The sequence below is a fragment of the Actinocorallia aurantiaca genome (genome assembly GCF_039533685.1).
GTDB lineage: Bacteria > Actinomycetota > Actinomycetes > Streptosporangiales > Streptosporangiaceae > Actinocorallia > Actinocorallia aurantiaca.
On sequence record NZ_BAAATZ010000019.1, the window covers coordinates 93155 to 115588 of the forward strand.

The 22434-nt window shown below is 69.0% G+C and carries 19 protein-coding genes; 16 read left to right on the forward strand and 3 right to left on the reverse strand.

Annotated elements, in window-relative coordinates:
• The 3 genes from mshC to ABD327_RS22560 all read right to left on the reverse strand — a co-directional run.
• On the reverse strand, positions 1-1176 hold a 1176-nt coding region (gene mshC / locus ABD327_RS22550), incomplete at its 3' end, for a cysteine--1-D-myo-inosityl 2-amino-2-deoxy-alpha-D-glucopyranoside ligase (protein ID WP_344452597.1).
• A gap of 202 nt (positions 1177-1378) precedes the next feature.
• The gene (locus tag ABD327_RS22555; protein ID WP_344452598.1) at positions 1379-2233 is read right to left on the reverse strand and encodes a PAC2 family protein; all 855 of its coding nucleotides are present in this window, start codon (positions 2231-2233) and stop codon (positions 1379-1381) included.
• A gap of 177 nt (positions 2234-2410) precedes the next feature.
• A complete protein-coding gene (locus tag ABD327_RS22560) occupies positions 2411-2866 on the reverse strand; it encodes a universal stress protein (RefSeq protein ID WP_344452600.1) in 456 nt (151 codons plus the stop codon).
• A 163-nt stretch (positions 2867-3029) separates the two neighbouring features.
• On the opposite strand from ABD327_RS22560, the gene ABD327_RS22565 reads away from it, so the two are divergent.
• The 16 genes from ABD327_RS22565 (at position 3030) to ABD327_RS22640 (ending at position 22358) form a co-directional block, all read left to right on the forward strand.
• Entirely contained in the window at positions 3030-3683 is a 654-nt protein-coding gene (locus ABD327_RS22565; RefSeq protein ID WP_344452601.1) for an HAD family hydrolase, read from the forward strand.
• 111 nt (positions 3684-3794) lie between these two features.
• The gene (locus ABD327_RS22570) at positions 3795-4205 is read left to right on the forward strand and encodes a hypothetical protein (protein WP_344452602.1); all 411 of its coding nucleotides are present in this window, start codon (positions 3795-3797) and stop codon (positions 4203-4205) included.
• Between the two features lie 481 nt (positions 4206-4686).
• Positions 4687-5679, forward strand: a complete 993-nt coding sequence (locus ABD327_RS22575) for an ABC transporter permease (RefSeq protein ID WP_425547181.1) — start codon at positions 4687-4689, stop codon at positions 5677-5679.
• 55 nt (positions 5680-5734) lie between these two features.
• On the forward strand, positions 5735-7486 hold the full coding sequence (locus ABD327_RS22580) for an ABC transporter substrate-binding protein (RefSeq protein WP_344452603.1): 1752 nt from the start codon (positions 5735-5737) through the stop codon (positions 7484-7486).
• 107 nt (positions 7487-7593) lie between these two features.
• Positions 7594-8607 carry an ABC transporter permease gene (locus tag ABD327_RS22585; RefSeq protein WP_344452604.1) on the forward strand — a complete coding sequence of 338 codons (1014 nt, stop codon included), beginning with the start codon at positions 7594-7596 and terminating at the stop codon, positions 8605-8607.
• Positions 8607-9662 carry an ABC transporter ATP-binding protein gene (locus ABD327_RS22590; RefSeq protein WP_344452605.1) on the forward strand — a complete coding sequence of 352 codons (1056 nt, stop codon included), beginning with the start codon at positions 8607-8609 and terminating at the stop codon, positions 9660-9662. The genes ABD327_RS22585 and ABD327_RS22590 overlap by 1 nt, the downstream gene beginning before the upstream one ends.
• Positions 9663-9675: 13 nt before the next feature.
• Positions 9676-10734, forward strand: a complete 1059-nt coding sequence (locus ABD327_RS22595) for an ABC transporter ATP-binding protein (protein WP_344452606.1) — start codon at positions 9676-9678, stop codon at positions 10732-10734.
• A gap of 243 nt (positions 10735-10977) precedes the next feature.
• Positions 10978-11970 carry an ABC transporter permease gene (locus ABD327_RS22600; RefSeq protein ID WP_344452607.1) on the forward strand — a complete coding sequence of 331 codons (993 nt, stop codon included), beginning with the start codon at positions 10978-10980 and terminating at the stop codon, positions 11968-11970.
• A gap of 48 nt (positions 11971-12018) precedes the next feature.
• Entirely contained in the window at positions 12019-13767 is a 1749-nt protein-coding gene (locus ABD327_RS22605; RefSeq protein WP_344452608.1) for an ABC transporter substrate-binding protein, read from the forward strand.
• A 105-nt stretch (positions 13768-13872) separates the two neighbouring features.
• A complete protein-coding gene (locus tag ABD327_RS22610; protein WP_344452609.1) occupies positions 13873-14886 on the forward strand; it encodes an ABC transporter permease in 1014 nt (337 codons plus the stop codon).
• Positions 14883-15923, forward strand: coding sequence for an ABC transporter ATP-binding protein (locus tag ABD327_RS22615; protein WP_344452610.1), 1041 nt, complete (start codon positions 14883-14885; stop codon positions 15921-15923). Before ABD327_RS22610 ends, ABD327_RS22615 begins: the two co-directional genes overlap by 4 nt.
• 11 nt (positions 15924-15934) lie before the next feature.
• Entirely contained in the window at positions 15935-16957 is a 1023-nt protein-coding gene (locus tag ABD327_RS22620; protein WP_344452611.1) for an ABC transporter ATP-binding protein, read from the forward strand.
• Between the two features lie 51 nt (positions 16958-17008).
• Complete coding sequence (locus ABD327_RS22625) at positions 17009-18211, forward strand: sensor histidine kinase (protein WP_344452612.1); 1203 nt, start codon at positions 17009-17011, stop codon at positions 18209-18211.
• Positions 18208-18894, forward strand: coding sequence for a response regulator (locus ABD327_RS22630; protein WP_344452613.1), 687 nt, complete (start codon positions 18208-18210; stop codon positions 18892-18894). Before ABD327_RS22625 ends, ABD327_RS22630 begins: the two co-directional genes overlap by 4 nt.
• 174 nt (positions 18895-19068) lie before the next feature.
• On the forward strand, positions 19069-19848 hold the full coding sequence (locus ABD327_RS22635) for an ABC transporter ATP-binding protein (RefSeq protein WP_344452614.1): 780 nt from the start codon (positions 19069-19071) through the stop codon (positions 19846-19848).
• Positions 19845-22358 carry an ABC transporter permease gene (locus ABD327_RS22640; RefSeq protein WP_344452615.1) on the forward strand — a complete coding sequence of 838 codons (2514 nt, stop codon included), beginning with the start codon at positions 19845-19847 and terminating at the stop codon, positions 22356-22358. Before ABD327_RS22635 ends, ABD327_RS22640 begins: the two co-directional genes overlap by 4 nt.
• Positions 22359-22434 lie beyond the last annotated feature (76 nt).

Below are 22434 nucleotides of genomic sequence, written 5' to 3' on the forward strand. Positions count from 1 at the left end.
GGCCGGGTCGGAGCCCTCGGCGGCCGCCCAGCGGTCGACGGCGGCCAGCGCGGCCGGGGCGTCGAGGTCCTGCGACAGGGCCGCGCGCACCTCGGCCAGCAGCTCCGCGGCGGGAGCCCCGGACGGGCGGGCCGCCGCGGCGCGCCAGCGCGCCAGCCTCTCGTGCGCGGCCTCCAGCTGGGGCAGGGTCCACTCCCAGTCCGAGCGGTAGTGGTGGGCCAGCAGGGCCGTGCGGATCGCCATCGGGTCGGCGCCCTGGGCGCGCAGCCGGGAGACGAAGACCAGGTTGCCCCGGGACTTGGACATCTTCTCGCCGTCCAGGGCGACCATCCCGGCGTGCACGTAGGCCCGCGCGTGCGGGTGCTCCCCGGTGGCGGCCTGGGCGTGGGAGGCGCTGAACTCGTGGTGGGGGAAGGTCAGGTCGCTGCCGCCGCCCTCCACGTCGAAGCCCATCCCCAGGCGGCGCAAGGAGATCGCCGAGCACTCGATGTGCCAGCCGGGCCGGCCCTTTCCGAAGGGGGAGTCCCAGGAGGGCTCACCGGGCCGCTCGGCCAGCCACAGCAGCGCGTCCAGCGGGTTCTTCTTGCCCTCGCGGGCGGGGTCGCCGCCGCGCTCGGCGAACAGCGGCAGCATCTCGTCCCGCGACAGGCCGCTGACCTGGCCGAAGCCCGGGTCGGCGTCGGCGGGGAAGTACAGGTCGCCGTCCACCTCGTAGGTCAGGCCCCGGGCCTTCAGCTCGGAGATCATCTCGATGATCTCCGGGATGGCCTCGACCGCGCCGACGTACTGGGCGGGCGGCAGGATCCGCAGCGCCTCCATGTCGGTGCGGAACAGCTCGATCTCGCGCTCGGCCAGGTCCCGCCAGTCCACGCCGATCGCGTCGGCACGTTCCAGCAGCGGGTCGTCGACGTCGGTGGCGTTCTGGACGTAGTGCACCTCGTGCCCGGCGTCGCGCCACACCCGGCCGACCAGGTCGAAGGCCAGGTAGGTGTTGGCGTGCCCGAGGTGGGTGGCGTCGTAGGGCGTGATGCCGCAGACGTACATGCGGGCCGTGGGGCCGGGCGAGGTCTGCCGCACGGAGCGCGTGGCGCTGTCGTAGATCTTCAGCCCCGGTCCGGGGGCGGGGAGACCGAGTGCGGACAGCCGGGGGACCTCGGGTGCAGACCAAGAACGCATGAAGGAAGCTTATCCACACGAATGACGCATGCCTGCGGCGCACTGCCGGTGGCTTGGGCGCGCGCTGACGCGTGCTGGACGTTCCACACGAATGGCGCACGCCTGCGGCGCACTGCCGGTGGCTTGGGCGCGCGCTGACGCGTGCTGGACGTTCCACACGAATGGCGCATGCCTGCGGCGCACTGCCGGTGGCCGGACGCGCTCAGACCGGGGGCTCCATGCCGCGGCGGCGGAGGTAGCGCTCGAACTCGCGGGCGATGGACTCGCCGGAGGCCTCGGGCAGTTCGGCGGCGTCCTTCTGCTCCTCCAGCGTCCGCACGTAGTCGGCGACCTCGGTGTCCTGCTCGGCGAGCTCGTTGACGCCCTCCTCCCAGGCGCGGGACTGCTCGGGCAGCTCGCCCAGCGGCACCGTCACGTCCAGGACGTCCTCGACCCGGTGGAGCAGGGCCAGGGTGGCCTTGGGCGAGGGCGGCTGGGAGACGTAGTGCGGCACCTGGGCCCACAACGAGACCGTCGCGATGTCCAGCTTGTCGCAGCTGTCCTGGAGCACGCCGAGGATGCCGGTGGGGCCCTCATAGCGGGACGGCTCCAGCGCGAGCGTCTCGCCCAGGCCCACGTCGGCGACGCTGCCGCTGACCGGCACGGGGCGGGTGTGGGGGGAGTCGGCGAGCAGGGCCCCCAGCAGCACCGCGGTCTTCACGCCCAGCTTGACCAGGTAGTCGGTGAGCTCCCGGCAGAACGAGCGCCACCGCATGTTCGGCTCGATGCCGTGCAGCAGCACCACGTCCCGGCCGTTCTCCAGGCGGGCGACGGAGATCCGGGTGGTGGGCCAGACGATCTCGCGCCGGTCCCCGTCGCCGGTCAGCCTGACGTTGGGCCGGGTCACCTGGAAGTCGTAGTAGTCCTCCGGATCGAGCTCGGCGATCTGGCGCGCGCCCCAGCTCTCCGCGAGGTGGCCGATCACCCCGCTGGCCGCCTCACCCGCGTCGTTCCATCCTTCGAACGCGGCGACCAGCACCGGGCGGTCGAGTTCCGGCACGGATTCGAGTTCGAGCACGCGGCCTCCTTACCGGGGGTGACGACAGATCGGAGCCGACTCCAGCCTACGTCCTGAGCGACCCGTACCCGTCCTTTCCACCGGGCATCCCGCCCGGGATGTCCCCGGGGAGGGATGTCGGCGTTCCGGGTATCCCCGCTGTTTCACGAGGGTTTTCCCGGCTTTCTGGTACCGAAACTACTTGCCATCAGTGGTGCGGACGATGAGGACATCGCAGGGCGACTTGTGGGAGAGGTTCGCCGGGACCGAGCCGAGCAGCCGTCCGGCGAGGCTGTTCAGGCCCCGGTTGCCGACCACGACGAGGTCGACGCCGCGGCTGCGGGCGATCGAGGAGATCACGTCCACGGCGTCGCCCTCCTCCGCGATCGTCTCGATCTCCTTGGCTCCGGCGCTCACCGCGCGCTCCCGGGCGACGCGCAGCGCGTCCTCCGCCGGGGTCGAGCCCTGCACCTTGTACGCCAGGTCGCCGAGCCTGTCGGCGGCGGTCGTCCGTTCCTTCTCCGGCATCGGGTGGTAGGCCGAGGCCAGCACCAGCACCGCGCCGGTGGCGCCGGCCAGGGCCGCGGCCCGGTCGACGGCCAGGAGAGAGGAGGGCGAACCGTCGGTTCCCACGAGGATGGAGCGGTACGACATGGGGGGGCTCCTTACCAGTCGGTAGTTTGTCCGGGGAACGCTACTGGGCCGCGCCCGGTTCCGCCATGGGGCCATGGTCCCGAGAAAACCCGCGTGAGGTCGGACACAGCCCGCCCCCGACCTGGTCGCCCCTTGACCGGGCGGTGAAATAGCATCACGTCACGTGACTCTCCAGGCGATCCTCTTTGACCTCGACGGCACCCTCATCAACTCCGAGCCGCTCTGGCTCGCGGTGGAGCACGAGGTCATGGAGTGGCTCGGGGGCCCCTGGGACGTCGAGCACCAGAACGCCGTCGTGGGCGGGGCGCTGTGGTCGACCATCGACTACATGCTGGCGCTGTCGGGTTCCCGGGTGCCGCCCGAGGCGGTCGCCGAGCGGCTCCTGGGCCGGATGGCCGAGCTGCTGCCGACGGAGCTGGCCGTCATGCCGGGGGCGAAGGAGCTGCTGACCGAGGCGGCCGCCGAGGGGATCCCGGTCGGCCTGGTGACCTCGACGGTCCGCGCTCTGGCCGACGTGGCGATCGACGCCCTGGGACGGCACCACTTCGCCCTGACCGTCGCGGGGGACGAGGTGGAGAACACCAAGCCCCATCCGGAGCCCTATCTGAAGGCGGTGCGGCTGCTGGGCGCCGAGCCCTCCCGGTGCGTCGTCCTGGAGGACTCCCCGACCGGGGTGAAGGCGGCCGAGGCCGCGGGCTGCACGGTGGTGGCGATCCCGTGCGTGGTGCCGATCGACCACGCGCCGACCCGGATGGTGCTGCCCTCCATGGAGGGCCTGACCGTCGAGCGGCTGCGCTCCCTGGTCCCGCGCCTCTGAGCATGGGGGTCGCACCCCTGCGGAGATCAGGGGCGGAACCCTACCCGGGGAGGAGGAGGCCCCCGGCTCCCCGTGTGACGATGGGAGGAGCGCGTACTGGGGAGTCGAAGAATGAGTGATGTCCTGCTTTTCAGCATCAGTCTCGCGGTCACGGTCCTGGGTCTGCTGGCCAGCTGGCGGGCGGCCCGCAGCCGGGGCCTGCCCTCGGGGCTGCGCGGAGCGGCCTGGTCGCTGGTGCCGCTGGGGTTCTACCTGACCGGCCTGACCGCCTTCCTGAGTTCGCTGGTCCTCAATCCCACCCGCTGGACGGGCGTGGCGGTGCTGGGGCTCGCGGGCGTCCTGTACGTGGTGTCGGGGGTGAAGCTGCGCTCCCGCGCGCAACCGGGGCCGCGGCGGGTGGAGGCCGGCGGGCGGGGCGCCGCCCCCGTGCCCCGCGGAGGGGCCTCCGCGTCCGCGGGGGCCGGAGGGATGGACGACGACATGAAGGAGATCGAGGAGATCCTGCGCCGCCGCGGGATCTGATCGCTCGCGCCGGGTGAGCCCGGCTTCCGGGCACGAGCCCGCCCCCGGTCCGGGGGCGGGCTTTTGTGTCTGTCCGAAATGTGAACGCAGCCACTCTGGATCGTTCCATACCAGGCCCGACCTACTCGTCGGTAGGGATATCCTGCGCCCTCACATGCGTGATGCCGGTGATCCGATCACACGTATGACTCGAAAATGTAAATCTTTCCGTGATCATGGTCTTTTGGCGCAAAGCCCTATCCGGTCGCATGGATACTCTCTTCCGTCGTGTCCGAATTTGGACCCGCTGGCGGAAGTTCTCCCGCCGGGCGAAGAAGAGTCCGCGATGCGTCATCAGACAGTAACTTTCTGTTAAGAGGGCTGCCTCGAGCGCCCTGGTGTCGGCCGCCGCGCCGATACAAGGGGCACGTACACCACGGCTGAGGCGCCCGGTGTCCGGTGGCAGGAGAGGAACGTGCGTGAGCGAGCGTAGGGAGGCCGCGTGACCGCGCCCATCGAGGTCTCGAAGGGCGAGGTCGAGGCCCATCCGGAGGACGTTCTGCAGGGCGTCCCCGGGAAGGCCGTCCAGGGTCGTTCCCTGGGGCAGATCGCCTGGCTCCGCCTCAAGCGCGACAAGGCCGCGCTGGGCGGCGGGGTGGTCATCGTCCTGCTGATCGCGGTCGCGATCTTCGGTCCGTTCTTTCTGCAGGACCCGACCGTCTACAACCAGGAACTCATCGACCCGACGTTCCAGCGGCCCAAGAGCGGCTGGCTGTACTCGGGCATCAGCTGGGACCACCTGCTGGGGGTGGAGCCCAACACCGGCCGCGACATGCTGTCGAGGATCGTCTCGGGGGCCCGCATCTCGCTGCTGGTGGCGTTCCTCGCGACGCTGCTGTCGGTGGCGATCGGCACCTTCATGGGCGTGCTGGCCGGCTACTTCGGCGGCTGGGTCGACACCCTGATCAGCCGGGCGATGGACGTGTTCCTGGCCTTCCCGCTGCTGCTGTTCGCTATCGCGCTGGTGGGCGTGGTGCCGGGCGAGGTGTTCGGGATCAAGGGCAACGGGCTGCGGGTGTCGGTGCTGATCTTCGTGATCGGCTTCTTCAACTGGCCCTACATCGGCCGGATCGTCCGGGGCCAGACCCTGTCGCTGCGCGAGCGGGAGTTCGTCGACGCCTCCCGCAGCCTCGGCGCCGGCCACGGCTACGTGCTGTTCAAGGAGCTGCTGCCCAACCTGGTGGCGCCGATCATCGTCTACGCGACGCTGCTGATCCCCACGAACATCCTGTTCGAGGCGGCCCTGTCGTTCCTGGGCGTCGGCGTGAACCCGCCCACCCCGTCCTGGGGCGGCATGCTGACGCTGGCGGTGCCGACCTACCAGAACACCCCGTTCTTCATGATCATCCCAGGTATGGCGATCTTCATCACCGTCCTGGCCTTCAACCTGCTCGGGGACGGGCTGCGCGACGCGCTAGACCCCCGGGCCCGGTGAACCCCACGGGTTCGTGTTTTCCCCTGCCAGTTCCCAGAGAGGTGCTCTCAGCACTATGAACAAGATCAAGATCGGGGCCTCCCTCGCGGTGGCCGCGGTGCTCGCCGCCGGCCTCACCGGCTGCGGCGACAGCTCCGAGTCGGGTACCTCGGCTTCCGGGGCCAAGGCGGACCTGGCCAACACCGCCGTCGCCAACCCCTCGGAGAAGAAGGGCGGCAACCTGTCCTTCGCGATGTCGAGCGACTGGGACTCGCCCGACCCCGGCGACACCTACTACGCCTTCTCCTGGAACTTCGCGCGCTACTACGCGCGCTCCCTGGTGACGTTCAAGGAGGAGCCGGGCGTCGCGAACCTGCAGGTCGTCCCCGACCTCGCCGAGACGCTGGGCACCCCCTCGGACGGCGGCAAGACCTGGACCTACAAGATCCGCAAGGGCGTCAAGTACGACGACGGCACCGAGGTCAAGGCCCAGGACGTCAAGTACGCCGTCGAGCGCTCGAACTTCACCTCCGAGCTCCAGCTCGGCCCCAAGTACTTCAAGCAGTACCTGGTCGACAACCCCGGCGGTTACAAGGGCCCCTACAAGGACAAGTCCAAGGGCGGCCTGAAGTCCATCGAGACGCCGGACGACCACACCATCGTCTTCCACCTGAACACGCCGTTCTCGGAGTTCGACTACCTGGCCACCATGCCGCAGACCGCCCCGGTCCCGCGGGCCAAGGACACCGGCGTGAACTACAAGAAGGAAATGGTCTCCTCCGGCCCGTACAAGGTCGACTCCTATGTGCCGGGCAAGGAGATGAAGCTCTCGCGCAACACGAACTGGGCCGCCGAGACCGACCCGATCCGCAAGGCGCTGCCCGACACCATCTCCGTCGCCCTGAACCAGAACCAGGACGACATCGACAACAAGCTGCTGTCGGGCGCGGTCCACGTGGACCTGGCCGGCGCCGGCCTGGCGACCGCGGCCCAGCCGAGGGTCCTGGGCAACGACGCCCAGAAGCGCAACAGCGACGTCGCCACCGGCAGCGCGCTGACCTACATGACGATCAACACCAAGGTCGCCCCGTTCGACAACGAGGCCTGCCGCAAGGCCGTGCAGTTCGCGATCGACAAGGTCTCGGTGCAGACCGGCCTGGGCGGCCCCGTCGGCGGCGGCGCCCTCGCCTCCACCATCATGCCGCCGTCGGTGGCCGGCTACGAGAAGTTCGACCTGTACCCGGCCTCCGGCAACGCCGGCGACCAGGACAAGGCCAAGGAGCAGCTCGCCGCGTGCGGCAAGCCCGACGGCTTCAGCACCGTGCTGACCGCCCGCGCCGACCGGCCCAAGGAGATCGCCGCCGCCGAGGCCGTGCAGCAGGGCCTGGCCAAGGTCGGCATCAAGGTCGAGATCAAGTCCTACCCGTCGGGTGACTACTTCACCAAGTACGCCGGCGCCCCGTCGTTCATGAAGTCCAACAAGGTCGGCCTGGCCATGATGAAGTGGGCCGCCGACTGGCCGTCGGGCTTCGGCTTCCTCCAGCAGATCGTCGACGGCCGGGCCGTCAAGCCCGCCGGCAACACCAACCTGTCGGAGACCGACATCAAGGCCGTCAACGACCTGTTCGACGCCTCGATGCTGGAGAACGACACCGACAAGCGCAACGCGATCTACAGCCAGATCGACAAGCTGGTCATGGAGAGCGGCGACGTCGTCCCGCTCACCTACTCCAACCAGCTGCTGTACCGGCCCGAGAGCGTCACGAACGTGTTCGTGTCCGCGGCTCTGGGCGGTATGTACAGCTACCTCAACATGGGCGTGAAGTAGTCCACGTCCAGCTCGGTTCGTCTGATCACCGCAGAAGGCAGGTGAAGGCCGAGAGGTGAGCGCGGTCCCGGTACTCCCGGGACCGCGCCCGCCGGGGCCGCTCCAAAGTGTTCGCATTCATCGTCAGGCGCCTCTTCGGCGCGGTCGCCATGCTGGTGATCGTCAGCATGGTCACCTTCGGCATCTTCTTCCTGCTGCCGAAGCTGGCCGGTCAGACCACCGACCAGCTGGCCGCCTCCTACGCGGGCAAGGCTCCCACGCAGGAGGCGATCATCGACATCAAGGAGCGGCTCGGTCTGGACGACCCGATCGCCGTGCAGTACGGCCGGTACGTCAAGGGGATCGTGACCGGCCAGGAGTTCAGCAACGGCCCGAGCGTGATGGAGTGCCCGGCGCCGTGCCTGGGCTACTCGTTCCGCAACTCCGAGCCGGTGCTGCCCACCCTCCTCGACCGGGCGCCGGTGACACTGTCACTGGCCGTCGGCGCGGCCGTCATCTGGCTGGTCGCGGGCGTCGGCATCGGCATCCTGTCCGCGCTGCGGCGCGGCAGCGTGTTCGACCGGGTGGCGATGATGACCGCCCTGGCGGGCGTGTCGCTCCCCATCTACTTCACCGGTCTGGTGTCGCTGGCCGTGTTCGCCTACGGGCTCAAGCTCTGGCCCAACGGCGTGGCCTACACGTCTTTCCTGGATAACCCGGCGGATTGGGCTTACAACCTGATTCTGCCGTGGGTGACACTGGCGTTCCTCTACGCGGCGTTGTACGCCCGGCTGACGCGTGCGGGAATGCTGGAGACCCTGAACGAGGATTACATCCGCACGGCCCGGGCGAAAGGCCTGCCGGAGAAGACGGTGATCACCAAGCACGCGCTGCGCGCGTCCTTGACGCCGATTCTGACCGTCTTCGGGCTGGACCTCGGCCTGCTGCTGGGCGGCGCCGTCCTCACCGAGAAGACATTCGGATTCGCCGGGCTCGGCGCGCTGTCGATCGACTCGATCGAGTCGGGCGACCTGCCGATGGTGATGGGCGTGGTGCTGCTGGCCACCATCTTCATCGTGTTCGCCAGCCTGATCGTGGACATCCTTTACGCCGTCGTCGACCCGAGGGTGAGGCTGAACTAGTGAAGAGCGCATCCGTCCCTCCCGCGGCGGGGCCGCGCCCCTTCCTCGAGGTCCGCGACCTGAGGATCCACTTCCCGACCGACGACGGCCTGGTGAAGTCCGTGGACGGGCTGAACTTCCAGCTCGAGCGCGGGCAGACGCTGGGGATCGTGGGGGAGTCGGGTTCGGGCAAGTCGGTGACGAGCCTGGGGATCCTGGGCCTGCACAACCGCCGCAACTGCCGCATCTCCGGCGAGATCTGGCTGAACGGCAAGGAACTCGTCGGGGCCTCCCCGGAGGAGGTCCGCCGGCTGCGGGGCCGCGAGATGGCGATGATCTTTCAGGATCCGTTGTCGGCGATGCATCCGTTCTATTCGGTGGGTGCTCAGATTGTTGAGGCTTATCGGATTCATCATGATGTGTCGAAGAAGGTGGCGCGGAAGCACGCGGTGGATCTGTTGGGTCGGGTGGGGATTCCGACTCCTGCGAAGCGGGTGGATGATTTTCCGCATCAGTTCTCGGGTGGTATGCGGCAGCGGGCGATGATCGCGATGGCGTTGTCGTGTGATCCTGAGTTGTTGATCGCGGATGAGCCGACGACGGCGTTGGACGTGACGGTGCAGGCGCAGATTCTGGACTTGTTGCGGGATCTGCAGGAGGAGTTCAATTCGGCGATCATCATGATCACCCACGACCTCGGCGTCGTCGCCGAACTGTCGGACCGGATCATGGTGATGTACGGGGGCCGCTCCATCGAGCAGGGGAGCGTCCAGGAGATCTTCCACTCCCCGTCCCATCCCTACACGTGGGGTCTGCTGGGGTCGATGCCGCGGTTGGACCGGGACCGCTCGGAGCGGTTGATGCCGGTGAAGGGAACGCCGCCGTCGCTGATCAACCTGCCGTCGGGTTGCGCGTTCCACCCGCGGTGCGCTTACGCCGATCTCAACGGCGGGCGCAGCGTCACCGAACTCCCCGAACTGCGGCCGGCCGGCGAGCCCGGACACCTGGTCGCCTGCCATCTGTCCGCCGAGCAGCGCCAGCGGATCTGGGAGACCCAGATCCAGCCGAAACTGTAGAAGGTGAAGTGAGTTGAGTACTTCAGGAACCCCGCTGCTGGAGGTCACCGACCTGCGCAAGCACTTCCCGGTGCACTCCGGATTGCTGCGTCGGCAGGTGGCGGCGGTCAAGGCGGTAGACGGGGTGTCGTTCTCGGTGAACCGGGGCGAGACGCTGGGGCTGGTGGGGGAGTCGGGCTGCGGCAAGACGACCACGGGCCGGATGATCATGCGTCTGCTGGACGCGTCGTCGGGCAGCATCCGCTTCGAGGGGCGGGAGCTCACGGATCTGTCGCAGCGGCGGATGCGTCCGCTGCGCCGCGACATCCAGATGATCTTCCAGGACCCGTACTCGTCGTTGAACCCGCGCAAGACGGTGGGTTCGATCGTGGGGGCGCCGTTCCACCTGCAGGGCATCGAGACGCCGAACGGGGTGAAGAAGGCCGTACAGGAGCTCCTGGAGCTGGTGGGCCTGAATCCCGAGCACTACAACCGTTATCCGCACGAGTTCTCCGGCGGCCAGCGCCAGCGCATCGGCATCGCCCGGACCCTGGCGTTGAAGCCGAAGCTGATCGTGGCCGACGAGCCGGTGTCGGCGCTGGACGTCTCCATCCAGGCCCAGGTCGTCAACCTGCTGGAGGACCTCCAGGACGAGTTGGGGCTGACCTACGTGGTCATCGCGCACGACCTGTCGGTGGTCCGCCACATCTCCGACCGCGTCGCGGTGATGTATCTGGGCCGGATCGTGGAGGTCGCAGACCAGGCCGACCTCTACACCCGGCCGATGCACCCCTACACCAACGCCCTGCTGTCGGCGGTGCCGATTCCGGATCCGAACGTGCGGCAGGACAGGGAGCGCATCCGGCTGAAGGGCGACGTGCCCAGCCCGCTCAACCCGCCCCCGGGGTGTCATTTCCACACCCGGTGCTGGAAGGCGCAGGACATCTGCAGGACCGTTCAGCCTCCGCTGGAGGAGAAGCGCCCGGGGCAGCAGGTCGCCTGCCACTTCCCCGAGGACGGCGGCTCGTCGGTCCCCGCCCGGTCGGTCCCGGTGGCGGACGATCTCCGGAACCCGGGGCGGCAGACCGGATGACCTTCTCCTGACCGGTACCGGCCGCACAAACTTGCCCGGTCTCACTTATTTCGAGAAACAATGTTAAAGCGGACATAAGTTGCCATGTGTAACTTATGTCCGCTTCTCTGTCAGGGGGAGGTGTTGATCGGACAACGACGACATCACGATCCAGATACAGGGGCTGGTGCGCCACCGGCACTCGACAGCAGATTCGCGGAGACAGTTTTCCGGCGATGACGCCTGTTGCGGAGGTTCGTGAGCGTGGCCGCACCGATCGAGGTCTCGAAGGGCGAGGCCGAGGCCCGCCCGGAGGATCTGCTGAAGGGCCTCGGCAGGGCCATCGAAGGTCGTTCCCTCTGGCAGATCGCCTGGCTGCGGCTCAAACGGGACCGGGTCGCGCTCGGCGGCGGGATCGTCATCCTGCTGCTGATCCTCGCCGCGATCGTCGGCCCCTGGTTCGCCGCCGACCCGCTGAAGTACAACCAGGACCTGATCGACGCCACCTACCAGCGGCCCAAGGACGGCTGGCTGCACTCGGGCATCAGCTGGGACCACCCCCTGGGCGTCGACCCCACCACCGGCCGCGACATGCTCGCCCGCATCCTCGCGGGCGCCCGCATCTCCCTGCTGGTCGCCGCCGCCGCCACCCTGCTGTCGGTCCTGATCGGCGTGGTCCTCGGCGGCCTCGCCGGCTACTTCGGCGGGTGGTTCGACACGCTGATCAGCCGGACGATGGACGTCTTCCTGGCCTTCCCGCTGCTGCTGTTCGCCATCGCCCTGGTGGGCGTGGTGCCCATCGACGGGGTGATGGGCGTCAAGGGCAACGGGCTGCGGGTGTCGGTGCTGATCTTCGTGATCGGCTTCTTCAACTGGCCCTACATCGGCCGCATCATCCGGGGCCAGACCCTGTCGCTGCGCGAGCGCGAGTTCGTCGACGCCTCCCGCAGCCTCGGCGCGGGACACCTCTACATCTTCTTCCGCGAGGTCCTGCCCAACCTGGTGGCGCCGATCATCGTCTACGCGACGCTGCTGATCCCCACGAACATCCTGTTCGAGGCGGCCCTGTCGTTCCTGGGCGTCGGCGTCATCCCGCCGGCCCCGTCCTGGGGCGGCACACTGACGCTGGCGGTGCCGACCTACCAGAACACGCCGCTCTTCATGATAGTTCCGGGACTGGCGATCTTCATCACGGTCCTGGCCTTCAACCTGCTCGGGGACGGGCTGCGCGACGCGCTCGACCCCCGGGCCCGATGAATCCACCGGGTTCGTCGTCGTCCACATAGAAAGAGGTATGCCGGTCATATGGGCAAATTCAAAGCGACCGCCATCGCGGCGGTCGGCCTGATGCTGAGCGTGGGCCTGGCGGCCTGCGGCTCGGAGGATGATTCCTCGGGGTCGGGTGACGTCGGCTTCAACGCGGTGGAGAAGGGGGTCGTCAACCCGTCGGAGAAGAAGGGGGGGACGATCCGCTACGCCAGCTCGGACGACTGGGACTCGCCCGACATGGGCGATACGTATTACGCGTTCTCCCAGAACTTCGGCCGCCTGTACGGGCGGGCGCTCACCACCTTCAAGGTGGGCACCGGCCTGGAGAGCCTGGAGATCGTGCCCGACCTCGCCGAGACGCTGGGCGAACCCTCGGACGGCGGCAAGACCTGGACCTACAAGATCCGCAAGGGCGTCAAGTTCGACGACGGCACCGAGGTCACCTCCAAGGACGTCAAGTACGCCGTCGAGCGCTCGAACTACAGCGCGGAACTGCAGCTCGGTCCCAAGTACTTCAAGCAGTACCTGGTCGACAACAAGCCGCCCTACAAGGGCCCCTACGAGGACAAGTCCGAAGAGGGCCTGAAGTCGATCGAGACGCCGGACGACCAGACCATCGTCTTCCACCTGAACCAGGCGTTCTCGGAGTTCGACTCCCTGGTGTCGATGCAGACCCAGCCGGTGCCCAGGGCCAAGGACAAGGGCCTGGAGTACCAGAAGAGCATCGTCTCCACCGGCCCCTACAAGATCGACAGCTATGAGCGCGGCAAGGCCATGAAGCTGTCGCGCAACCAGCACTGGGACAAGGCGACCGACCCCCTGCGCACGGCGCTGCCCGACAACATCGAGGTCGCGCTCAAGCAGAACGCCGACGACCTCGACCAGAAGCTGCTGTCCGGCGCGCTCGACATGGACATCGCCGGCACCGGCGTCCAGGGCGCGGCGCAGCCCACCGTGCTGAGCAACCCCAAGCACAAGGCCAACGCCGACAACGTCACCGCCGGCTACCTGCGCTACATGGCCGTCAACCAGCACGTGAAGCCGCTCGACAACGTCCACTGCCGCCGGGCCGTGGCCTACGCCACCGACAAGGTCGCCGCGCAGACCGCCTTCGGCGGTCCCGTCGCCGGCGGTGAGGTCGCCACGACGATCGTGCCGCCGACCGTCACCGGCTACCAGAAGGCCGACCGCTACCCCGTCGGGCCCGAGCAGCACGGCGACATCGCCAAGGCCAAGGAGGAGCTGGCCGCCTGCGGGCAGCCGGACGGCTTCTCCACCAAGATCTCGGCCCGGTCCGACCGGCCGAAGGAAGTCGCCGCGGCGCAGGCCATCCAGCAGGGCCTGACCCAGGCCGGCATCAAGACCGAGATCGTCCAGGTCCCCGCGGGCGACTACTTCAACAAGTACGCCGGCACCCCCAAGTGGGTCCACGACAACGGCGTCGGCCTCATGCTCATGGCGTGGGCTGCGGACTGGCCGTCGGGCTTCGGCTTCCTCCAGCAGATCGTCGACGGCCGGGCCATCAAGCCCTCCGGCGGCACCAACCTGCAGGAGACCGACCTGCCGGAGGTCAACCAGCTGCTCGACGAGGCCGCCCAGGACACCAACGCCGAGGCGCGCAACGCCCGCTACACCAAGGTCGACCAGCTGGTGATGGAGGACGGCGGCATCGTGCCGCTCATCTACGCCAGGCTGCTGCTGTACCGGCCCGCGAACGTCACGAACGTGACGCTCACCCACGGCTACGGCGGCATGTACGACTACCTCAACCTCGGTGTCGAGTAGTCGGATCAACAGGCCGCCGCGTTCGTAGAAGGCAGGTGAAGGCCTAACGGAGGCCGGGGCCCGTCCCTTCCGGGGGCGGGCCCCGGCAGCCGAGTGCCGCCGCTCGTGCTCACTTTTCTCATCCGGCGCTTGATCAGCGCCGTCGCCATGCTCGTCATCGTCAGCATGGTCACCTTCGGGATCTTCTTCCTGCTGCCCAAGGCCGCGGGGCAGACCCCGGACCAGCAGGCGGCCGCCTACGCGGGCAAGGCCCCGACACCGCAGGCGATCGCCGACATCAAGGAGCGGCTCGGTCTGGACGACCCGATCGCCGTGCAGTACGGCCGGTACGTCAAGGGGATCGTGGCGGGCCGTGAGTTCAGCAACGGTCCGAGCGTGATGGAGTGCCCGGCGCCGTGCCTGGGCTACTCGTTCCGCAACTCCGAGCCTGTGCTGCCCACCCTCCTGGACCGGGCGCCGGTGACCATCTCCCTGGCCGTGGGGGCCTCGGTCATCTGGCTGGTCCTCGGGGTCGGCATCGGCGTCCTGTCCGCGCTGCGGCGCGGCAGCGTGTTCGACCGGGTGGCGATGATGACCGCTCTGGCGGGCGTGTCGCTTCCCATCTACTTCACCGGTCTGGTGTCGCTGGCCGTGTTCGCCTACGGGCTCAAGCTCTGGCCCAACGGCGTGGCTTATTCGTCTTTCCTGGGCAATCCGCTGGACTGGGCTTACAACCTGGTTCTGCCGTGGGTGACTCTGGCGTTCCTCCACGCGGCTCTGTACGCCCGGCTGACGCGTGCGGGAATGCTGGAGACCCTGAACGAGGATTACATCCGCACGGCCCGGGCGAAAGGCCTGCCGGAGAAGACGGTGATCACCAAGCACGCGCTGCGCGCGTCCTTGACGCCGATTCTGACCGTCTTCGGGCTGGACCTCGGCCTGCTGCTGGGCGGCGCCGTCCTCACCGAGAGGACGTTCGGGCTGCCCGGGCTCGGCGCGCTGTCGATCGACTCGATCCTGTCGGGCGACCTGCCTATGGTGATGGGCGTGGTGCTGCTGGCGACCGTCTTCATCGTGGTGGCGAGTTTCATGGTGGACCTCCTCTACATGGTGGTCGACCCGAGGGTGAGGGTGGAATGAGGGAACCGTTGAATCCGTCGGGCTCGTTCCTCGAGGTCCGCGACCTGAGGATTCACTTCCCGACCGACGACGGTCTGGTGAAGTCCGTGGACGGGCTGAACTTCCAGCTCGAGCGCGGGCAGACGCTGGGGATCGTGGGGGAGTCGGGTTCGGGCAAGTCGGTGACGAGTCTGGGGATCCTGGGTCTGCACAACCGCCGCAATTGCCGTATCTCCGGCGAGATCTGGCTCGACGGGACCGAGATCGTGAGCTCCTCGCCCGACAAGGTCCGCCGGCTGCGCGGCCGGAAGATGGCGATGATCTTTCAGGATCCGTTGTCGGCGATGCATCCGTTCTATTCGGTGGGTGCTCAGATCGTTGAGGCTTATCGGATTCATCATGATGTGTCGAAGAAGGTGGCGCGGAAGCACGCGGTGGATCTGTTGGGTCGGGTGGGGATTCCGACTCCTGCGAAGCGGGTGGATGATTTTCCGCATCAGTTCTCGGGTGGTATGCGGCAGCGGGCGATGATCGCGATGGCGTTGTCGTGTGATCCTGAGTTGTTGATCGCGGATGAGCCGACGACGGCGTTGGACGTGACGGTGCAGGCGCAGATTCTGGATCTGTTGCGGGATCTGCAGGAGGAGTTCAACTCGGCGATCATCATGATCACCCACGACCTCGGCGTCGTCGCCGAACTCGCCGACGAGGTCCTGGTCATGTACGGCGGGCGCTGCGTGGAGCAGGCCACCGTCGAGTCCGCGTTCTACAACCCCGCCCACCCCTACACGTGGGGTCTGCTGGGGTCGATGCCGCGGTTGGACCGGGACCGCTCGGAGCGGTTGATGCCGGTGAAGGGAACGCCGCCGTCGCTGATCAACCTGCCGTCGGGTTGCGCGTTCCATCCCCGGTGCGCTTACGCCGACCTCAACGGCGGACGCAGCGTCACCGAGGTGCCCGAGTTGACGGAGGTGTCGCCGGGCCAGAGGGCGGCATGCCATCTTCCGGCGGAACGCCGCCGGAAGATCTGGGAAGAAGAGATCAGGCCGAAACTGTGAAGGCGGAGCGAGTGGAGAGCGGTACACCGCTGCTGGAGGTCACCGACCTGCGCAAGCACTTCCCGGTGCACTCCGGGCTGCTGCGCCGGCAGGTGGCGGCGGTCAAGGCGGTCGACGGGGTGTCGTTCTCGGTGAACCGGGGCGAGACCTTGGGGCTGGTGGGGGAGTCGGGCTGCGGCAAGACCACGACCGGCCGGATGATCATGCGTCTGCTGGATCCCTCCTCCGGGAGCATCCGCTTCGAGGGACAAGAGCTCACGGACCTGTCGCAGCGGCGGATGCGTCCGCTGCGCCGCGACATCCAGATGATCTTCCAGGACCCGTACTCGTCGCTGAACCCGCGCAAGACCGTCGGCTCGATCGTGGGAGCCCCGTTCCACCTGCAGGGCATCGAGACGCCGAACGGGGTGAAGAAGGCCGTACAGGAGCTCCTGGAGCTGGTGGGCCTGAACCCCGAGCACTACAACCGCTACCCGCACGAGTTCTCCGGCGGCCAGCGTCAGCGCATCGGCATCGCCCGCACGCTGGCGCTCAAACCCAAGCTCATCGTCGCGGACGAACCCGTCTCCGCGCTGGACGTCTCCATCCAGGCACAGGTCGTCAACCTGCTGGAGGACCTCCAGGACGAACTCGGCCTCACCTACGTGGTCATCGCGCACGACCTGTCGGTGGTCCGCCACATCTCCGACCGCGTCGCGGTGATGTACCTGGGAAAGGTCGTGGAGGTCGCAGACCAGGCCGACCTCTACACCCGGCCGATGCACCCCTACACCAACGCCCTGCTGTCGGCGGTCCCCGTCCCCGATCCGAACGTGCGGCGCGACAGGGAGCGCATCCGGCTGAAGGGCGATGTGCCCAGCCCGCTCAACCCGCCCCCGGGCTGCCCCTTCCACCCCCGCTGCTGGAAGGCGCAGGACATCTGCGCGCAGATCACCCCTCCACTGGAGGAGAAGCGCACGAGTCAGCAGGTCGCCTGCCACTTCCCCGAGGAGGCCGGAGCGGCCCCAGACCTCATCCGTAAGGAGGGGTCATAGATCCCCATCCCGGAGGGGGCCCGGCCCGCCCGCAGACCCTACCTTGAGGGGGTGAGCCTCCGTATCCGCGACCTGAGGACCTGGCTGGGCGGCCATCCACAGGTCCCCGACTCCCTCGTCGCCGCACTCCTGATCGTCCTCACGCTCATCGACCTCGCCCAGGACATCGCCGTTCCCGGTCACGCCTACACCCCGCACGACGCGGCCGGCTACACCGCCACCATCCTGGTGATCGCGGTACTGGCGGTGCGGCAGCGCTTCCCCATGGGCGTCCTGGCCGTGGTGCTGTGCGGAGAGATCTTCCTCTCCACGGGGGACTACCAGCCGTCCGGCGACCTGTTCGCCCTCCTCATCGCCGTCTACACGGTGGCGGCGCACCTGCCCCTGGCCCGCAGCGCCCTGGCCGGGCTGGTCTCGCTGATCGTGCTGGTCGTCCTGACCGTGCAGGAGGGGAGCGGCACCGGCTTCTTCTCCTTCCTCGCCAACTTCGGGCTGTTCGCCGGAGTGTGGTGGCTGGGCCGCAGCCTGCGGCTGCGCCGCTCCTACCTGGCCGAACTGGAGGACAGGGCGGCCAGGCTGGAGAAGGCCCGGTTCGCCGACGCGCGCACCGCCCGCGTCGAGGAGCGCTCACGCATCGCCCGGGAACTGCACGACGTGGTCGCCCACCACGTGAGCGTGATGACCGTCCAGGCCGGCGCCGCCCGCCGCATCATGGAGCGCGACCCCGCCAGCGCCCGGGAGGCGATCGAGACCATCGAGCAGGTCGGCCGCACCACCCTGTCGGAGATGCGGCGGATCGTCGGAGTGCTGCGCACCGAACGGGACCTGGCCGCGTCCGCCGCCGAACTCACCCCCCAGCCCGGCACCCAGGACCTCACCGGCCTCGTCGAGCAGCTCCGCGAGACCGGGCTGGCCGTCCAGCTGGAGGTCGGCGGGCAGCCGCGCGACCTGTCGACCGGCGTCGACCTCGCCGTCTACCGGCTGGTCCAGGAAGCCCTCACCAACTGCCTCAAACACGCCGGACCGCACGCCCGCGCGTGGGTCCACCTGGAGTACTCCGACCGGGACCTCACCCTGGAGGTCGCCGACGACGGGCAGGGCGCCAGCGAGGCGACCTGCGCCGATCCGGGCCCCGGACACGGCCTCGTCGGCATGCGCGAACGCGTCGCCCTCTATGGTGGCGAGTTGCGGATAGGCCCCCGCGCCGGCGGCGGGTTCGAAGTCCGCGCCCGATTCCCCCTGGAGGTCAAGTGAGCACGGCCGCGGTACGAGTCCTGCTGGTCGACGACCAGCCGCTGCTGCGGACCGGTTTCCGGCTGATCCTGGAGAGCGAGCCCGACCTGACCATCGTCGGCGAGGCCGGGGACGGCGCCGCCGCCGTCGAGGCCACCCGCAGCCTGCTGCCCGACGTGGTGCTGATGGACATCCGGATGCCCGGCGTCGACGGCATCGAGGCGACCCGCCGGATCGTGCGGGACCGGGCCGCGGCCCACGACCCCAAGGTCCTCATCCTCACCACCTTCGACCTCGACGAGTACGTCATCGAGGCGGTGCGGGCGGGCGCCAGCGGCTTCCTCCTCAAGGACGCCCCGCCCGAGGACCTGGTGAGCGCCATCCGGATCGTCGCCGACGGGGACGCCATCGTCGCGCCGAGCGTGACCCGCCGCCTTCTCGACCGCTTCGCCTCCAAGCTGCCCGCCCTGCGCGAGGAGGGCCCCCCGCCCGGCCTGGACCACCTGACCGACCGGGAGCGGGAGGTCCTCGGCCAGGTGGCGCGCGGCCTGTCGAACGCGGAGATCGCCCGGGAGCTGGTGGTGTCGGAGACGACCATCAAGACACACGTCGGCAACGTCCTGGCGAAGCTGGGGCTGCGCGACCGGGTGCAGGCCGTCGTCTACGCCTACGAGACCGGAGTGATCCGACCCGGAGGCCGGTAGGGGGCACGACCCCGAGCTCCCCCTACTCCCCAGGGAGGAGGCCCGCCTCCCCCTCCTGCGGCAGGGGGAGCCGCAAGTCCCTTCCCTAGGGCGATCCGCGACAAACCCAAGATCCCTAGGGTGGTGTTCAGTTCTTCCGACCGGAGGAACGCCGACCCCCCGAGGGAGCCATCCGTGTCGCATTCCGTTCCGAACCCCGCGCCGCCCCTGGGCGAACTCGCCGCCCGCGTCGAGCGGGTCACCAAGTCCTACGGGACCGGTGACGCCGAGGTGAGGGCGCTCGACGACGTGACGGTGGGCATCCCCAAGGGCCGGTTCACCGCCGTGATGGGCCCCTCCGGCTCCGGGAAGTCCACCCTGATGCACTGCATGGCCGGACTCGACTCGGTCACCGCCGGCCAGGTGTTCGTCGGCGACGTCGAACTGACCCGGCTGGACGACAAGCGGCTCACCCGGCTGCGCCGCGACCGGATCGGCTTCATCTTCCAGGCGTTCAACCTCGTGCCGACCCTGACCGCCCTGGAGAACATCACCCTCCCGCTGGACATCGCCGGCCGCAAGGCCGACCAGGCCTGGCTGGACACCGTCATCGACACCGTCGGGCTGCGGCCCCGCCTCAAGCACCGGCCGTCGGAGCTGTCGGGCGGCCAGCAGCAGCGCGTGGCGTGCGCCCGCGCCCTCGCCTCCCGGCCCGGGATCATCTTCGCGGACGAGCCGACCGGCAACCTCGACTCCCGCTCCGGCGCCGAGGTCCTGGGGTTCCTGCAGTCCTCGGTGCGCGACATGGGCCAGACCATCGTCATGGTCACCCACGACCCCGGCGCCGCCGCCTACGCCGACGAGGTCGTGTTCCTCCAGGACGGCCGGATCGTCGACACCATGACCGCCCCGACCTCCGAGAAGGTGCTGGAGCGCATGAAGGGCTTCGACCTGCCGAAGGTCGTGTCCGAATGATGCGCAAGGTCACGCTCCGCAACCTCGCGGCGCACAAGCTCCGGCTCGTCCTGACGGCCCTGTCGGTGATCCTGGGCGTGGCGTTCGTCGCCGGCACCCTCATCTTCACCGACACGATGAACAAGACGTTCGACGACATCTTCGCCGACGACGGGCCGCCGTCCGTGTCCGTGCGCGGCGTGTCCCCGGTGGAGACCTTCGACGAGACCGCCACCCCGGTGCCCGTCCCCGAGACCCTGCTCGACTCCCTGGCGAAGGTCCCCGGAGTCGCCTCGGTCGAGGGCGCCGTCCAGGGCAACGCCATCATCATCGACAAGGAGGGCGACCCCATCGGCGGGGGAGGCGCCCCGCAGTTCGGCTTCAACTGGGCCGACGACGGCACGGACGACGGTGACGCCTGGACCATGGTCGCGGGCCGGGCGCCCTCCGGCGACGGCGAGGTCGTGATCGACCTCGCCAGCGCGGAGAAGGGCGGTTTCACCGTCGGCGACCGGATCAAGGTCGCCGTCGCGGGATCCCTCCAGGACGTCACGATCTCCGGCGTGCTCGACGGCACCACCGGCGGCGCGACCTTCGTGTTCTGGGAGACCCCCGCCGCGCAGAAGCTGCTGCTGGCCCCCGGCCAGTTCTCCAGCGTCACCCTGAAGGTCGCGTCCGGCGGCACCGAGAAGGAGCTGGCCGAGCGCGTCGCCGCGACCCTGCCCGACGGGCTGGAGGCTGTGACCGGCGAGCAGATGCTCGAGGAGGAGCGCAGCGACATCGACTCGCTGCTGGGCATCATGCGCGGGTTCCTGCTGGCCTTCGCCCTCGTGTCGATCGTCGTGGGCTCCTTCAACATCTTCAACACCTTCTCGATGCTGGTCGGCCAGCGGACCAGGGAACTGGCCCTGCTGCGCGCGGTCGGCGCCTCCCGCCGGCAGGTCATCCTCGCGGTGCTGGGAGAGGCCGTCGCCGTGGGCCTCGTCGGCTCCACCCTCGGCCTGGCCCTGGGCGCGGGCCTGGCGGCCCTGCTGAGCGCCTTCTTCCAGACGCAGGGGCTGGACCTGAGCGACGGCCTGGCCTTCACCGCCACCCCGGTGATCTTCTCCTACCTGGTGGGCGTCGTCGTCACCTGCGTCGCCGCCTTCTTCCCGGCGCTGCGCGCCTCCAGGATCCCGCCGGTCGCGGCCATGCGCGACGACGTCGCCCCGCCCCAGCGCAGCCTGCGCATCCGGGGCATCATCGGCACCGCGGTCGCGCTGATCGGCGTGCTGTTCCTCGGCCTGGGCCTGACCGGGACCGGCGGCACCCAGGAGACGATGTCCCTGCTGGGCGTCGGGGTGCTGCTGGTGTGGCTGGCCGCGGCGATACTCGCCGCGGTGATCGGCAGCCCGGTGGTGAGGGTCCTGGCGGGCTGGTACCCGAAGGCCTTCGGCGTCGCCGGCAAGATGGCGAAGGAGAACCCGGGCCGCAACCCGCGCCGCACCGCGGTCACCGCGGTCGCGCTGATGATCGGCCTGTCGCTGGTGACCACCGTCAACGTGATCAGCTCCTCCCTCGGGGCGACCACGGACCGGATGATCGACGAGCAGTTCGGCATCGACTACGCCGTCGCCTCCACCAGCCAGCAGGGCCTGGGACCGGACCTGGTGAAGGCGGTCCGGGAACTCCCCGGCGTCGTCGGCGTGGCCGAGGCCGGCAACGGGGAGTTCAAGCTGAACGGCGAGAACACCTGGTACACCGCCGGAGACCCCCGCGCGCTGCTCGACGCGGGCAACGCGGAAGTGGTGGCGGGCGAGGCCGCGGCCGGGGGGCTCCTGCTGTCGGAGAGCACGGCGAAGAGCGCGGCGCTGAAGACCGGCGACACCGCGCAGGCGACGTTCCCCGACGGCAAGACCGAGACCCTGACCGTCACCGGCGTCTTCACCGACAACGAGCTCATCGGCGACAGGCTGCTGTCCCCGGAGATCTGGAAGGCCCACACCCCCCGGGCCATGCCGAACCTGCTGACCGTGGACACCGAGAAGACCGACGCCGCGACCCGCAAGGCGCTGGACGGCGTGGTCGACGCCTACCCGGGCGTGATGGTGCAGGACCAGAACGACCTGAAGGACCAGATCCAGTCCCAGCTCGACGGGTTCGTGCTCTTCTTCACCCTGATGCTCGCCCTCTCGGTGATCATCGCGGTGTTCGGAGTGGTCAACACGATCGTCCTGTCGGTCATCGAACGCACCAGGGAACTGGGCCTGCTGCGCGCCGTCGGGCTCAGCCGGCAGCAGCTGCGCGGCATGGTCTGGCTGGAGTCGATCGCCATCGCGCTGTTCGGCGGGCTGCTGGGCATCGGGCTGGGCGTCGCGTTCGGCGCCGCGATCCAGCAGAGCCTGAGCGAGGAGATCAACGTCCTGTCCATCCCCGTCCCCTTCCTGATCGGCTGCGCGGTCTTCTCCGCGCTGGTCGGCTTCCTGGCCTCGCTGTGGCCGGCCTGGAGGGCGGGCCGCATGGACGTCCTCCAGGCCATCGCCACCCAGTGATCCACCCCTGAGACGGGCCCCCGGCAGCGCCGCCGGGGGCCCGTTCCCTTTTGGAAGGAATTGACCGAAGCGGCGG